The sequence below is a fragment of the Streptomyces sp. NPDC005017 genome, assembly GCF_042873115.1.
Taxonomy (GTDB): domain Bacteria; phylum Actinomycetota; class Actinomycetes; order Streptomycetales; family Streptomycetaceae; genus Streptomyces.
Window position 1 is genome coordinate 1 of the sequence record NZ_JBIALD010000025.1, and the last position, 14,940, is coordinate 14,940.

Here is a 14,940-nt window from a genome sequence, read left to right on the forward strand (position 1 = left end):
CGCGTCACGATCGCCTTCCTACCCAATCCCCGTTACCAGGAGACCCGGATCGGCAAGATTGATCACGACATCACACAGTCCCTAGGGCCCTTCTGGTGGATCTCCGCGGCGTCGCGACGCCCGGCACGCCCTCCCGCACTGTCTCAAGGGCGTGGGAGGTGCCTCCAGCCGCACGGCGCCAAGGGGCAGGTGGCTCCGCCACACGACCCTCCGCACCGCACGCCGATCGCACGCACCGGACGCCGCTCCTTCTCCCACGGAGATCCATCAGAAGCGCCCTGGCCGCGCGAGACCCGGCCCGTCACCCGATGGTGTGAACCTGCGGGGACCCGGGGCCAGTGATCACCGCGCCCGCTCGCTCCCGGGGCGCTCGAGGGCCTCCGTCCAGCCCCTAGGCTCCCCGCACATGTCGCTCTGGCTGCTCAATCAGTTCAGCACCTTCACCCTGGCCGTCATCACCGTCGGCGGGACCGTCGTCCTGGCCGTCGCCGGCAGCGTGCTGCTCCGCCGCAGATACCCGTCACTGGCCGAGGGCGAGCACAACGACATGGTCGGGGTGACGCTGGGGATGTTCGGCGCGATCTACGGCATCATCCTCGCGTTCGTCATCGTCACGCTCTGGACGCAGCTGGACAGCACGCAGACCATCGTCGCGACCGAGGCCACCGACATCGCGCTCATCACCCGTGACGCCGCCGCCTTCCCGCCCCCTGTCCGGGCCCGCGTCGACAGCGCGCTCAGCGGCTATGTGCACGCCGTCGTGGAGGACCAGTGGCCGCGGATGCGTGCGGGCCGGCCCGCCTACGGGGCCACCGCCGACAAGCTGGAGGCCGCCTTCGACGCGCTTCAGTCGTACGAGCCGAGGACCACGCGCGAACAGGTCTTCTACGAAGAGGCCGTCGCCCGCCTCAACGACGTCGCCGGCCAGCGCCGGGCCCGGCTGACCATGGCCGAGCAGGAACTCCCGCCGCTGCTCCAGATCCTGGCCTTCGGCGGAGCCCTCGTCCTCATCCCGCTCACGTTCCTCTACGGCATGCGCCGGCTGAGGATCCAGCTGCTCTTCGTCGCCTCCGTCGCCGCGCTCATCGGCTTCAGTCTGCTGCTGGTCTTCGTCCTCGACCGGCCCTTCGCCGGTGACCTCAGTGTCAGCCCGACGCCCTACCGGCAGGGCGCGCTCGCCCGGTACTGGGTTCCATGACCGCCGCGCGGTGACAGCTCGGGGCCGCGACGGCCCGCACGGGGCTCCCGGCTCGTTCGCGGAGCGAAGGCGCGCCTCATACGGGCCGGGAGCCGGACTGCTGCTCGCGCACCGCGATCCGGGCCAGTTTCGTCAGCATCATGCCGTTGCGGATGGACACGACGTAGTCCACGGGGAGTCCGTGCATCCGGGTGCCGGGGCCGCGCAGGGGGTGCCATTCGAGCACGAACAGGGTGTTCTCGCCCCACGGGATCAGGTTCATCGCGATCCGGGCCGCGCCGAAGGGCTCGGCCTTCGCCTCCAGCTCCAGACGGCGCTGCGGTTCACAGATGCGCACCACACAGCTGTCGTCGAGGGTGAGGGGGCCGAGTCCGACCCGGACCCGCAGGCGGGCGCCCACCTCCGGCCACTGCGGATCCGCGGCGATGACCTGCTGGGTGCCCGACACCCACTCCCCGTAGCGGTGACCGTCGGACAGCAGGCCCCAGACTCTCGACGGCGGACTCAGGATCAACCGACGGTTCCGGGCCACGCCGACCACGCTCCTTCTTCGCCCTCGCGACCGGTGTCCGCGGCGCCTTCGTCCTTGCGACCGGTGTCCGCGGCGCCTTCGTCCTTGCGACCGGTGTCCGCGGCCTTCGTTCTCGTGACCGGTGTCCGCGGCCCGCGCCGGGCGCGGAACGCCTTCTCGACAGTAGCCTTGGCACGGGACATCAGCACCCGCAGTGCGATCGGCGCGGGCGGGGTCGGTGCGGGGGCGCTGCCCGGGCCGGGCGCGTGCCAGCCCCGGCGCGGGGCCCTACGCCACCACCTCCGTCAGCACGTTGTCCGCGTCCATGAGCCAGCTGCCCCTGTCGACTCCGTACACCTTCTTGCCTTCGAGCCACTGCCAGGACATGTGGTGCAGGGTCTTGGCGGGCTTGCGCTCCCAGACGGGGTTGTGGTCCCAGCCCTCTACACGGAACATCAGCTTGTCGTCGCCCAGGATCGTCGCGTAGAGCTTCGGGACGGAGAAGTGGAGCACCGGCCCCAGCACCTCCGGCGTGTTGGCCGTTCTGTCCAGGTCCCCGTAGACGATGCACACCGGCACCTCGCCGCCGAGTGTGGAGCCGAGCTTCGCGGTGCTGTCGTTCCAGCCCCACCAGTAGGTGTTACGCCACCGCATCACGCCCTCGGGTGCCGCCGGGTCCGTCCCGCCCCACTTCTCGCCGACGCTGTCGCCGGCCATGACGGCCTGCCACAGATGCTCGGCCAGGGTCTCGTCGCTGACGGCGGCCCTGACCCCCGCCTTGCTGGTCAGGTTCATCGGGAAGCCGAACACCGCGGCCGGCTTGGACTCGGGCTGCGTGGGAAGCGGCGTGTTGGGAGGCGCGTCGAAGGGCTTGTCGGGGTTCGTCGACCAGCGGCCCTTCGGCGGGAACATGGGGGCGAGCAGGAACAGGCTCGACACGTCCCCGGGGTGCTGGAGCACATAGGGGCCCATCACGAACGCGGCCGCGGACCAGCCGACGAACGCGACCTTCTCGTTGTTGCACAGGCCTCGGACGAACGCGACGACGGTGCTCAGCTCGTCCCCCTCGCTCTTGGAGTTCCCCAGCTGGTACGGGTAGTTCGCCGTCGGGTAGCAGGCGCCCGTACCGGGATTGGTCTTCAGGAGGTCCCGCTGCGCCGGGTTGGCGTTGCAAGGGTCGTTCATCTCCAGCGGGCGGTGGGAGCGCCCGGACCCCTGGAGATCCATGACGAACACGTCGTAGCCCTTGCCCGCGAGGGCCTGCGCCCAGCTGTGGCTGGTGTCCGGGTGCGGCGAGCCGCCGGAGGCCGGGAGCACCAGGTCGAAGCCGGGGAGGGCCGGGACGCTTCTGCCGTGGAGCATGAGGACCGGCTTGGGGGTGCCGCCGGATCCGGCGCGCTTGTACTGCCGAACGAAGAGATCGATCTCTTTGCCGTGGTTCACCGGGATCGTGGATCGGTGCTTGACCTTGTGGTCGACGGGAGTCATGTGCGGCATGGTCGCCTCCGATGGCCGCTCGCTGGGGCAGGGCGTGCAGGCGCTGGTCAGGGCCCTCTGGACCGGCCGTGGCCGCCCCGGCCATCGCGTTTCGAAGGTACGGAGCCGGTGTCAGCCCGGCGTCATTCCGTCGTCATCGGAACGGGCGAGGCCCACCCGCTGCCGCCGCGCGGCTCGGCGGCGGCCCGGGCGGGTCCGGCGCCGAGCGCGTGGACGCGGTGCCGGTTCACGCCAGGTGGTCGCCGAGCAGGGCCGCGAACTCGTCCTCGGTGAGCACTCTCGTGCCGAGCTGCTCGGCCTTGGCCAGCTTGGACCCGGCGCCCTCGCCCGCGACGAGGATGGTCGTCCTCTTCGACACGCCGCTGGAGGCCGTGCCGCCCGCGCGCTCGATGAGCTCGTTCATCTCGTTGCGGTTGCGCCCGGCGAGCGGCCCGTGCATGCCGCCCGTGACGACGACGGCCTCGCCCGACAGCGGCAGGCTTCCCCGGTCCGGGCCGGCGGCCGTCGGCTCGGTCATGTTCACCCCCGCCTCGACCAGCTTGTCGATGACCGGGCCCAGCGCGGCGATGTGGGCCGCGATCTTCGGGGCGTTGGCCGCCGGAAGCTTGTTGACCTGCGCCAGCTCGTCCGGTGTGGCCGCCCGCACCGCGTCCATCGTGCCGAAGTGGCGGGCGATCTCCCGGGAGAGCGTCCGGCCGGTCCGCACCACGCCCAGCGCGCAGAACACCCTGTTCAGCGGCTGCTCCTTGGCCTTGGCGAGCTGCAGCAGCAGTGAGTCGGCGCGCTTGTCGCTTCCGGTGGCCCCGGCTAGCTGCTGCCGGGTGAGGAAGAACAGATCGGCGACGTCGTCGACCAGACCGGCCTCGACGAGAGCCTCCAGATAGGTCACGCCCAGGCCGTCGATGTCGAGCTGGTCGCGGCCCACCGCGTACTTCAGGGAGGGCAGCCTGCCGCAGCCGCCGCTCGCCCCGCCCGCGCACTCCCACCGCTCGCCGGACTTGTCGATGTCCCCGCCGCATCCCGGGCACGCCTCGGGCAGGGCGATGTCGGTCTCCTCGCCCGTGCGCAGTGCCACGACGGGTGCCTCCACGCGCGGGATGATGTCGCCCGCCTTGTAGAGCAGGACCGTGTCGCCCACCTTCAGACCGGTGTTGCGGATGAACGCCGGATTGTGCAGCGTCGCGTAGGTGACGGTGCTGCCGTCGACCTCCACCGGCTCCAGCACGGCGCGTGGTGCGATGTGCCCGGTGCGGCCCACGTTCCACTCGACGGCGAGCAGCCTGGTCTGCGCCTCCACGGGGGGCAGCTTGTAGGCGACGGCCCAGTGCGGGTGCCGCGTACCGGAGCCGGCGGCCTGCTGCTCGGCGTGCTCGTTCGCCTTGACGACGACCCCGTCGATCCCGAACGGCAGCTCGGGACGCAGTCGCTGGATCTCCTCGACGCGGGCCTGTGCCTCGGCCAGCGTGGCGTACACGCGCAGTCCGATGTCGGTGGCGGAGGTGGTCTGCACGCCCAGCGCGGCGACCTGGTCCATGACGGCTTCGTGGCCGGTGCCGGTGAGGAAGCCGGTGCCGTCCAGGTCCACGGCCCCGTAGGCGAAGAACGTGGTCTCGATGGTGTACGGCCGGTCCTTGGCCCGCAGGGTTCCGGCCGTGCCGTTGCGCGGGTTGGAGAAGACCTTCGCGTTGTGCGCGGCGCGGATCTCGTTCGCCTTCTCGAACTGGGCCCGGGTCAGCAGGACTTCACCGCGTATCTCCACGGTGGCGCCGCCGGGCACCTGGGTGGGGAGACCGGCGATCGAGCCGATCGCGTGGCTCAGGTCCTCGCCGTGCGTGCCGTTTCCGCGTCCGACGAGCTGCACCAGGCGTCCGTCCCGGTAGCGTGCCGCCATCGCGGCCCCGTCCAGCTTCGGCTCCACCGCGTACCCGCCCGCCACGGGGTGGTCGATCCGGCGGGCCAGGGACGCGTCCCACTTCACCAGGCCCTCGGCGTCGAAGACGTTGTCGAGGGAGAGCATGGCCACGGTGTGCGCCACCTCGCCCACGGGAGCCACCCCGCCGCCGACCTTCCCGATGGGGGAGTCGGTCCGGACATGGCCGGGACACGCCTGCTCGTAGGCGGCTATGCCGCGGGCCAGGGCGTCGTAGGAGGCGTCGTCGAGGGTGGTGTCCCCGTCCCCGTAGTACGCCGCGCTCGCGGCGAGGGCCTGCTCGACCGCGTCGTCGTAGGCGGCACGGTCGGACAGGGGAACGGCAGGTGCGGAAGTCGTCATGTGGTGATCATCGCGCAGGGGTCCGACAAACGGGATCCGCACGTTCCGCTTCTGGGGCAGGGGGCGTGCTGCTGTGGCGGCCGGGCGGACGGACAGGGTCGGAAGGCGGAGGCGCGGCGGCGGGAAAGAGGGCCGGCGACGCCGAGCCGGACGCGGAATGCGCAAAGCGGCATGAAAAGGCGCGGACTGTGTCATGGTTGGAGTCTGGCCCGTCGCTCTCCCCCGTGGCGGCGGGCCAGCCTCATGATCGGCACGGTGATACCGGCAAGGACGTCGACGCTGGGCATACGCCCCGCAGCCCCCGTAGCCGCCATGGGTTCGCCGGTCAAAGGCTTGGCCTTGACACGTTGACAACGTGTGTCCTGGGTGCAGGCGGTGGTCCCATCAACACGACAGACGGAACCCCGCTGTCCACCCGCGTGGCCGATGCCCTGGGCGCCGAGGACTCGGCGGTCCGGCTCCAGGCCGCCCTGGCGGTCGGCTCGCACCCCGACCCCGGCTTCCTGGAGGCGCTCGTCGAGAGGTGCGCGGTCGAGCCGGACTTCTTCGTGCGGGGCATGCCGGCCTGGAGGTTGACGCGCCTCCCGCCGGAGGTCGCTCTGCCCAGGATCCGCCTTCATCGTCTACCTGGTCGCCACCGCGCGTGAGAAGGGCGTAGCCGGGTACTACGGCGACGGCACCAGCCGCTGGCCCGCCGTGCACCGCCTGGACTCCGCCCGCATGTTCCGCATCGCGCTGGAGAACGCCGTGGCGGGGGCCACGCTGCACGCCGTCGCCGACGAAGGCGTGACCCTGCGGGACATCGCCGAGGTCATCGGCCGCCGTCCGCGTCTTCCGGCGGCCGCCGTCGCGCCCGAGGAGGCAGGCGCGCACTTCGGCCGGCCGGCCCCGTCCTCGCCGCCGACCAGCCCGCCTCCAGCGCGCTCTCCCGCGAGCTGACGGGCTGGACGCCGACCCGGGCGGGCCTTCTCGACGACCTCGACGAGGGGCACTACTTCCGCACGGCCTGAGCGAAGCCGTTGATCCCCGGGCCCGTACGCACCGCGTCTCGGACATACCGGGGGAGACGGCAGGCCAGTTCCGGCCCGGCCGCCCGTTCCGCCCCGGCTCCGGCCAGATCATGGACGAGCCGGTGAGCTCGGGGAGACAGGTACGGGAACACAACCCCGCACACCGGTTCGGCAACGCCGCAGGCGTGCCGGGCAGGGGACAATGAGGCCCGTACCCACGACGGTCAACCTTTGCGGAGGAGCGGGGACATGAAGGACACGCGAGCGGGGCAGGTCGCCGGGCCCGGGGATCTTGTCGACGTGGCCCGCCTGGTCACGGCGTACTACGCGCTGCACCCCGACCCGGCCGAGGCCGGGCAGCGGGTGGCGTTCGGTACCTCCGGGCACCGCGGCTCGTCCCTCGCGGCGGCTTTCAACGAGGACCACATCGCCGCCACCAGCCAGGCCATCTGCGAGTACCGCACCGCCCAGGGCACCGACGGCCCGCTCTTCCTCGGCGCCGACACCCACGCCCTCTCCGAGCCCGCGCGGATCACGGCGCTGGAGGTCTTCGCCGCCAACGACGTGACCGTGCTCATCGACCAGACCGACGGCTACACACCCACCCCCGCCGTGTCGCACGCCATCCTCACGTACAACCGCGGCCGCGCCTCCGGTCTCGCCGACGGCGTGGTGGTCACTCCCTCGCACAACCCGCCCGCCGACGGCGGCTTCAAGTACAACCCGCCCAGCGGCGGCCCCGCCGGATCCGAGGCGACCTCATGGATCCAGGACCGGGCGAACGAGATCATCACCGGCGGTCTCAAGGACGTACGGCGCATCCCCTACAGCCGTGCCCTGGCCGCGCCCGGCACCGGCCGCCACGACTTCCTCGGCGCCTACGTGGCCGACCTGCCCCAAGTGCTGGACCTGGACGCCGTCCGCGCCGCGGGCGTGCGCATCGGCGCCGACCCGCTCGGCGGTGCCTCCGTCGCCTACTGGGGCCGTATCGCCGAACAGCACGGGCTCGACCTGACGGTGGTCAACCCGCTCACCGACCCCACCTGGCGCTTCATGACGCTGGACTGGGACGGCAAGATCCGCATGGACTGCTCCTCCCCGTACGCCATGGCCTCGCTCATCGAGCGGCGCGACCGGTTCGACATCTCCACCGGCAACGACGCCGACGCGGACCGGCACGGGATCGTCACTCCCGACGGGGGCCTGATGAACCCCAACCACTATCTGGCCGTGGCCATTTCGTATCTGTTCTCCCACCGGGAGCAGTGGCCCTCGAGTGCCGGGATCGGCAAGACGCTGGTGTCGTCCGGCATGATCGACCGGGTGGCGGCGGACGTCGGCCGCCAACTGGTCGAAGTCCCCGTCGGATTCAAGTGGTTCGTGGACGGCCTCTCCGACGGAACGCTCGGCTTCGGCGGCGAGGAGTCCGCGGGCGCCTCCTTCCTGCGCCGCGACGGGTCGGTGTGGACCACCGACAAGGACGGCATCCTGCTGGCCCTGCTCGCCTCCGAGATCACGGCCGTCACCGGCAAGTCGCCCTCGGAGCACTACGCGCAGCTCACCGACCGCTTCGGCGCCCCCGCCTACGCCCGGGTCGACGCGCCCGCCTCCCGCGAGGAGAAGGCCCTGCTCGCCAAGCTGTCCCCGCGCCAGGTGACCGCCGACACCCTCGCCGGCGAGGCGGTCACCGCGGTGCTGACGGAGGCTCCCGGCAACGGCGCGGCCCTCGGCGGCATCAAGGTCACCACCGCCAACGCGTGGTTCGCCGCCCGTCCTTCAGGCACGGAGGACGTCTACAAGATCTACGCGGAGTCCTTCCACGGGGAGGACCATCTGCACCGGGTGCAGGAGGAGGCCAAGTCCGTGGTGCTCGCGGCGCTGGACGCCTGAGCCCGGAACGGAACCTGACTGGTTGGCCTGCCCCGATCGGCAGTTCCGGCACACTGCCCGCATGAACCGCAACACCGTGCCGTCCGAGCCCGCCCTGGGCGACAGCGACTCCGCAGCCGCGGCCCTGGGCGGGCTGAAGCCGGGCAGAGTCGCCCGGGGCCGGGTCCTCGTCGTGGATCCGGCCTCGGGAGAGCAGGCCCTGATCGAGCCGGCCGCACTCGCCGGCATCGGCCTGGCGCCGACGGTGAACCTCCGGTGCGTGCTCTCCGCGTCACCGGCCTCCGCCGCACCCGCTACCGCAACCTCTGCCGCCGATGCCAAGCGGTATGACACGGCCTGCTGGTCGTCGTCGAGTGCGGTCCCCGCGGCTACGGCGCCGAGCATCTCGCCAGGTGCCGCCGGACCCTCGCCGAGAGCGTCGCCGCGCTGCGGCCACGGGTATGAGCGCCGTACCGCGCAGTCGCTTCAGTCGTTCGGGACACCGCGGTCGGGTGCGCTCATGTCCCCCGTGGCGGGGGTGCCCTCGGCGAGTCCGTAGCGCAGGTACACGGTGCCGTTCGGGCTGGCAGCCGGGGGTGCGAGGAGCGTGACGTTGGTGGGCACCGCGCCGCCGTCGAACACCTTCTTGCCGACGCCGAGCACGATCGGGTGGAGCCAGAGGTCGAGACGGTCGTACAGCCTCTCGCGCAGCAGGGTCTGCACGAGGTTCAGGCTGCCGACGACCTTGATGTGCTCGTGCCGGTCGCGGATCTCGCGCACCGCGCCGGCCAGGTCCGGGCCGAGCTGGGTGGACCCGGCCCACGAGAGGTCGGGCCTGCCCCGTGAGGCCACGTACTTCGGGATGCTGTTGAACAGCCGGGCGAACTCGCCGTCCTCACCGCCTTCTTGACGGGGCCAGTAGGCGGCGAAGATGTCGTATGTGCGGCGGCCGAGCAGGAGGGCGTCCGTGCCTTCGTACGCGGCACCGACCTGCGCGCCGGCGACCTCGTCGAGCAGGGGTGCCTGCCAGCCGCCGAACGGGAACCCCTCGGGATCCTCCTCGGGGCCGCCGGGCGCCTGCCCGACGAGGTCCAGGGTCGCGAACAGCTCGATGTGGATGAGGCCCATGGTCTTCTCCCGGTGAGTGGTGGTCTCCTCAAGAGATAGACCGGTGGGCGCCCGCGGACTCATCGCCGCGCCGGAGCCGTCCGCCGGCGGTCAGATCGCCTCCCCGTCCGGGGGCACCGTGCAGGGGCGGAGGACCATGAGCGCGTCCTCCCAGGCCGCCACCATGGCGAAGGGGAACCGGTCGAGTTCCAGACACAGGGCGACGTCGTCGGGATGGGAGCCCTCGCGCACACCCTGTGCCAGTTCGGCGGCGGCGCGTGAGCCGGCGGCGCGGCGCAGGAACCCGCTCGCGTCGGCCGCGGCCCCGGTCGCCCGCCGGGCGATGTACTGGGCGCACGACAGGTCCTCCTCGGCCCGCCCGCCCTCACCGGTGACCACGAACGTGACGGCGTCGCACCCGCGTGCCCGCAGCAGCCGTGCCGTCGCCTCCGCCACCACGAAGCTCGCGCACAGCACCAGCGACGCCTCCTTGACCGCGAGGGCGCCGACCGTGCCCGCCGTGGTCTTCTGCACGACGGTCCGTCCGGCGAGGTCGGCGGAGCACAGCAGGGCCGGTGAGTTGACGGCGTCGAACCCGGGCGCCGGGGGACCGTCCTTGAGTGCGACCCAGTCCGGGTGACGGCCCTTCAACACCAAGGCGTCGTCGAGCGATTCGGCGAGAACGATCTTCCGCGCCCCTTGGGCGAAGGCGTGGGCGGCCACGGTGAAAGCGCGCATGACGTCGACCACGACCGCCACGGAAGGGGCTTCGGCCAGCTCGGCGATGCCGGCGAAACGGGCGTCCATCCGGTCATCGTCGCGCATGCCGGGCCCGAGGCATCCGGGCAGTGACGCGCCTCACGCCGACGGTACCGGAACACATCTCACCCACTTCCCGTGCCGGGTACAACCATTCGGCGGTGTCCCGGGTCTTGCCGGTGACCACGTCGTGGTCGCACTGACGAGGAGACCATCATCACCGCCATACGTAAGACCCTGACCGCCACGGCAGTAGTCGGCGCCGTTCTGGCGGGTTCGGCCGCCTGCGGCACCGTGGAGCAGCTCTCCGCGGGCAAGAAGCTCGACGAGGCCTTCGAGAAGCTCGGCAAGGAGAAGACGATCTCCTTCGAGCTCGACCTCGACACGGACGCCCGGAGTCTGAAGGCACTGGACGCCTCGTCGGACCCGCAGCCCGGTGAGGAGATACCCGACGAGGCCGCCGACCTGCTCAGCGGTCTGAGGATCAGCGTCACCGTGCAGTCGAGGAAGCCGATCGCGGAGTCCGGGGAGAAGGACTACGTCGGCATGGAGATGAAGGTCGGCACCGAGGACGGCTACCTCACCGAGTACCGCGTCATCGGCGACTACCTCTACATCCGCTCCGACCTGAACGCCGTCGGCGAGATGCTGGGCGCCCCCGTGCCGTCGGCGAAGGACCTGCCCCCGGAGGCCGGCGCGCTCAAGAAGGCGCTCGAGGGCGAGTGGGTGAAGATCGACGCCAAGGAGATGGAGGAGACCGCCGCGGAGATGGGAGCGGAGCCCGGCACGAAGCCCGAGCCGGAGCCCACCCTCGACGCGCGGACCCAGAAGCGGCTGCTGGACGCGCTGCGCGGGACCATCGCCCGCGAGGTCGACTTCAAGACCGCGGGCGACAAGGACGGCTCCGAGCACATCACCGCCACCGCTCCGTTCCGTACGCTGATCACCGAGTTCCTCGGCGAGATCCGTCCCCTCGCCAAGAAGCTCCCGCCGGGCGTGGAACTGCCCACGGACAAGGACATGAAGGACGCCCCGAACACCAAGGTGTCGGCCGACTTCACCCTGAGGAACGGCGAGTTGACCGAGGTCTACATCGACCTGGCCGGGCTGGCCGAGAACGCGAAGGTGAAGAAGCTGGGCCTGGCGCTGCGGCTGAGCGAGGGCCGCACGCCCACGGCCCCGGCCGGAGCCACCGAGCTGGACATCGACGAGCTCATGGGCGGGTTCGGCGCCGCGATGATGGGTGAGGAGATGACGGACGTCGAGGCTGTGGCGGACGAGGAGTTCCTCATCGAGGGCGACGTGTAGGAACGCGTTCCGCGGCTGGGCCGCCCCGCACCGACCGGGCGCGGCGGCCTGCCCCTGTCCTGGCCGGTCAGGACAGGGACCTGCCGAGGAACTCGATCTCCGCGACGGTGCTGTAGATGGCTGATGAGTCCGGTCCGGCTGAGCGGATCGCTCGCGTGGACGGTCACCGCCACCCGCCTTGTGCGCACGATCGTCCGTCTCCCTTCTGCGCCAGGTCGTCCGGGGCCGGGCACCCCCGTACGTCACGTCGCCCCCGCCCCGGTGACGTGCCCTGGTCGCGCTGGTCGGCCGCTGTCCAGGGACGTCCTCGTGGTCGGTCACAGACTCACCGGGCGTTTCGCCGTCCGCCTACCGCCCGCCCACCGCCCGGCTAACGCCACGTTGCCGTCGCGATGCCGAGCTGCCGGAAGGCGGCCTCCGCCCGCTGCACGCCCTCCTTGTAACCGTGGGCCGAGGCCAGCTGGCGGGCCCGGGTGAGCGCGGCCATGCCCGCGGTGGTCTTCCCCAGACTCATCAACGCCGCACCGGCGGTGGCCGTCAGCATGCTGTGCCGGATGCCCACGAGACCGTTGACGGTGTCGCCGTCCAGCGCGAGCCCCTCACGCGCGCAGGCCAGCGCGCCCGCGGGGTCGCCCACGGTGATCAGCTGGCGCGCGCGGTGCTCCAGGGCCAGCAGCTCCGTCATCACGTCCCCGCTGCCCCGCACGAGCGCCACGGCCCTGGCGGTGTGTGCGAGGGACTCCTCGCTCACCCCGAACCTGTCCAGCGCGACCGTGAGATTGACCAGCGCGGTCGCCTCGCTGGACACGTCCCCGGCCCGCGCGGCGAGCGCGGGCGCCAGCCGCAGATGCCCCAGTGCCTCCTGGAGCCGGTTCTCCTGGGTGAGCACCCAGCCGACGAGCGCGCGGGCCCGGGACTCGCCGTCGGGGTCGGCGGCGCGGGCGGCCGAGTCGACCGCGTCCTCCAGGAGAGGCGTCCAGCCGTCGTGCGCGTTCCACAGGATGTACGGCCACTGCAGGATGCCCAGCCGCCAGGCACGGTCGTGGTGCCCCGCCGCACGGGCCGCCGCGACGGCGGCGGCGAGGTTGTCGCGTTCGGCCGCGTACCACAGCAGCGCGGCGTCCCGGCCCGCGAACAGCGGCGCCCCGGCGCGCGGCATACGGGCGTTCGACGGCAGGGAGCAGCACGCCCGGTCGTCCGGCTCGGCGGCGCGCGTGGCGGCCAGGGCGGTGACCGTGTAGTGGTCCAGCAGCCTCAGCAGCGCGTCCTCGTCGGCGTCGAGGCCGCGGGAGTAGAGCCGGACCAGGTCGTGCAGCGTGTGGCGGCCGGGCGCGTACTCGGTGAGCAGATGGGCGTCGCAGAGCCGGTCCAGGGCCTCGGCGGCGACCGTGGGCATCCGGTCCATCAGCGCGGCGGCCGCGGCGCGGTCCAGGTCCGGGCCGGGCAGCACCCCCAGCTGCCGGAACAGCCGGGCGGCCTCCTCCGGCAGGCCCTCGACGGTCAGATGCAGCGCGGCGGCGACCCCCTGGGAACCGGAGCCCCCGGAGTCGTCCACCGACAGCAGCGACAGTCTGCGCTGCTCGTCGGCGAGCTCCACGGCCAGGTCGGCCAGGCGCCAGCCGGGCCGGGCGGCGAGCTGCGCGGCGGTCACCCGCAGCGCGAGCGGGAGACCGTCGCAGAGCGCGGCGAGCCGCCGGGCGGCGGACGGCTCGGCGTCGACCCGGGGGCCCACGGCCGCCGCGAGCACGGCGGTGGACGCGTCGGGTCCGAGGACGTCGACCGGGACCGGACGGGCGAGTTCGGTGACGACCAGACCGCCCAGCCGGAGCCGGGACGTCACCACGGTCGCGCTCCGGGAACCGGCGGGCAGCAGCGGCCGGGCCCGGTCGGCCCCACGGACGTTGTCCAGGACCACGAGCAGGGCGAGCTTCTCGGTGAGCGAGCGGTACAGCGCGGCCGCCGCGGTCACCGACTCCGGGACGCGGCAGGGCGGCACACCGAGAGCGGCCAGGAACTCGCGCAGCACGTCGCCCGGTTCGACCCCCTCGTCCGGGCTGAAGCCGCGGAGGTCGGCGTACAGCACACCGTCCGGATAGGCCGCCGCGCGCTCGTGCGCCCAGTGCAGCGCGAGCGCGGTCTTGCCGACCCCGGCGGGACCGGTGACCACCGCGATCCTGGCCGACGCGACGGCGGCGTCCAGCGCGGCGAGCTCCGGCGCCCGCCCGACGAAACCCCGCGGAGTGCGGGGGAGGAGGTCCGGCGCCGGGAACGCCACCGATTCCTCGGCCACGCTCCCCTCCGCCGCGAGCACCGCCTCCGCGCCCTCACCGGGCGGGGTGCCGGGGTCGTTCAGAAGCGCCACCGCGCCCCCGTGCGCGTCGGGCCGGCAGGCCGCGACGGCCTGCGCCTCGGGCGTCTGCCCGTTCGGGCCGGTGCCGCGCAGCAGGGCCTGATAGGCCGCGCGCAGCGCCGGACCCGGATCCACGCCCAGTTCCTCCGCGAGCTGCGCCCGCGTCCGGTGGTAGCACTCCATCGCGTCCGACTGACGGCCCGCCCGGTACAGGGCCAGCACCAGGGCCGCCACCAGCGACTCGCGCAACGGATGCGCGACGGACTCCGCGCGCAGGAGCGTCGCCGCCGCGACATGGTCACCGAGCCGTCCGTAGGCGGCGGCGAGGTTCTCGACGACACCGAGCCGCGTCTCCTCCAGTGCCTCGGCGGCGGCTGTGAGAGGCTCGCTCGTCACCGTGCCCGTCAGCGCGGGGCCGCGCCACAGCCCCAGGGCCTCGCGGAACACCGGCACGGCGTCCGCCGGGTGCTTGTGGCCCCTGGCCCGGCGCACCAGTTCCTCGAAGCGGTGCACGTCCAGCAGCGGCTCGGGCAGACGCAGCTCGTACGCCGTTCCACGCGTGGCCAGTTCGACGCCGTACTCCGCCGCCGCGTGCTCGTCGAAGAGGGCCCGCAGCCGCGAGACATGGCCCTGGACGACCGTACGGGCACGCGCGGGAGGCCGCTCCTCCCACACCGCCTCGATCAGACGGCCCACCGGGACGGCGGAGTTGGCCCGCAGCAGCAGCACGGCGAGGACACTGCGCCGCTTGGCCGGGCCGAGCGGCAGTTCGCCCGACTCCTTCAGCACGGACACCGTCCCCAGCAGCCTGAACTCCACCCCGTGCCCCCTCTTCCGTTGTCACGCCGTCGGATGCCACCCTGTGCGCCGCCGTTCGAGCCCACGGCGGCCGCCGCCGCGTCGTCGCGGCCTCGCATCCGGTAGCCAACCTTCCCATTCGCGGGGCTCGTGCAGTACGTGTCGGCACATCGTGTGAGATACAGCGCACGGTGGAACGACGCCCCGCGGGTCGCCGTCGGGCGGCGCGGAGGACGTCCGGCGCGACGCGGACGGCGCTAC

Annotated in this window: 11 protein-coding genes; 5 read left to right on the forward strand and 6 right to left on the reverse strand. The window is 72.4% G+C overall.

Annotated elements, in window-relative coordinates:
* Positions 1-406 precede the first annotated feature (406 nt).
* Positions 407-1,198, forward strand: a complete 792-nt coding sequence (locus ACFYR0_RS29725) for a DUF4239 domain-containing protein (protein WP_389334753.1) — start codon at positions 407-409, stop codon at positions 1,196-1,198.
* Positions 1,199-1,274: 76 nt separating this feature from the next.
* Here the strand turns inward: ACFYR0_RS29725 and ACFYR0_RS29730 are convergent, their stop codons facing one another.
* The 3 genes from ACFYR0_RS29730 to ligA form a co-directional block, all read right to left on the reverse strand.
* Positions 1,275-1,730, reverse strand: a complete 456-nt coding sequence (locus ACFYR0_RS29730; RefSeq protein WP_389334756.1) for an SRPBCC family protein — start codon at positions 1,728-1,730, stop codon at positions 1,275-1,277.
* Between the two features lie 267 nt (positions 1,731-1,997).
* Positions 1,998-3,197 carry an alpha/beta fold hydrolase gene (locus tag ACFYR0_RS29735; protein ID WP_389334759.1) on the reverse strand — a complete coding sequence of 400 codons (1,200 nt, stop codon included), beginning with the start codon at positions 3,195-3,197 and terminating at the stop codon, positions 1,998-2,000.
* A gap of 235 nt (positions 3,198-3,432) precedes the next feature.
* Positions 3,433-5,478, reverse strand: coding sequence for an NAD-dependent DNA ligase LigA (gene ligA / locus ACFYR0_RS29740; RefSeq protein WP_389334762.1), 2,046 nt, complete (start codon positions 5,476-5,478; stop codon positions 3,433-3,435).
* Positions 5,479-5,897: 419 nt separating this feature from the next.
* On the opposite strand from ligA, the gene ACFYR0_RS29745 reads away from it, so the two are divergent.
* The 3 genes from ACFYR0_RS29745 (at position 5,898) to pgm (ending at position 8,378) form a co-directional block, all read left to right on the forward strand.
* The gene (locus ACFYR0_RS29745) at positions 5,898-6,125 is read left to right on the forward strand and encodes a HEAT repeat domain-containing protein (RefSeq protein WP_389334765.1); all 228 of its coding nucleotides are present in this window, start codon (positions 5,898-5,900) and stop codon (positions 6,123-6,125) included.
* A gap of 73 nt (positions 6,126-6,198) precedes the next feature.
* Entirely contained in the window at positions 6,199-6,417 is a 219-nt protein-coding gene (locus tag ACFYR0_RS29750) for a hypothetical protein (RefSeq protein ID WP_389334768.1), read from the forward strand.
* A 320-nt stretch (positions 6,418-6,737) separates the two neighbouring features.
* On the forward strand, positions 6,738-8,378 hold the full coding sequence (pgm, locus tag ACFYR0_RS29755; RefSeq protein WP_389334771.1) for a phosphoglucomutase (alpha-D-glucose-1,6-bisphosphate-dependent): 1,641 nt from the start codon (positions 6,738-6,740) through the stop codon (positions 8,376-8,378).
* Positions 8,379-8,843: 465 nt separating this feature from the next.
* On the opposite strand, the gene ACFYR0_RS29760 is transcribed toward pgm, so the two are convergent.
* Together ACFYR0_RS29760 and ACFYR0_RS29765 are read right to left on the reverse strand one after the other, a co-directional pair.
* Complete coding sequence (locus tag ACFYR0_RS29760; RefSeq protein ID WP_389334774.1) at positions 8,844-9,485, reverse strand: dihydrofolate reductase family protein; 642 nt, start codon at positions 9,483-9,485, stop codon at positions 8,844-8,846.
* Between the two features lie 90 nt (positions 9,486-9,575).
* Complete coding sequence (locus tag ACFYR0_RS29765; protein ID WP_389335040.1) at positions 9,576-10,271, reverse strand: 2-phosphosulfolactate phosphatase; 696 nt, start codon at positions 10,269-10,271, stop codon at positions 9,576-9,578.
* Between the two features lie 246 nt (positions 10,272-10,517).
* Here ACFYR0_RS29765 and ACFYR0_RS29770 point away from each other — a divergent pair, with 246 nt between their 5' ends.
* The gene (locus tag ACFYR0_RS29770) at positions 10,518-11,531 is read left to right on the forward strand and encodes a hypothetical protein (protein WP_389334777.1); all 1,014 of its coding nucleotides are present in this window, start codon (positions 10,518-10,520) and stop codon (positions 11,529-11,531) included.
* Positions 11,532-11,901: 370 nt separating this feature from the next.
* Here ACFYR0_RS29770 and ACFYR0_RS29775 read toward each other — a convergent pair whose 3' ends face one another.
* A complete protein-coding gene (locus tag ACFYR0_RS29775; RefSeq protein ID WP_389334780.1) occupies positions 11,902-14,700 on the reverse strand; it encodes a BTAD domain-containing putative transcriptional regulator in 2,799 nt (932 codons plus the stop codon).
* Positions 14,701-14,940 lie beyond the last annotated feature (240 nt).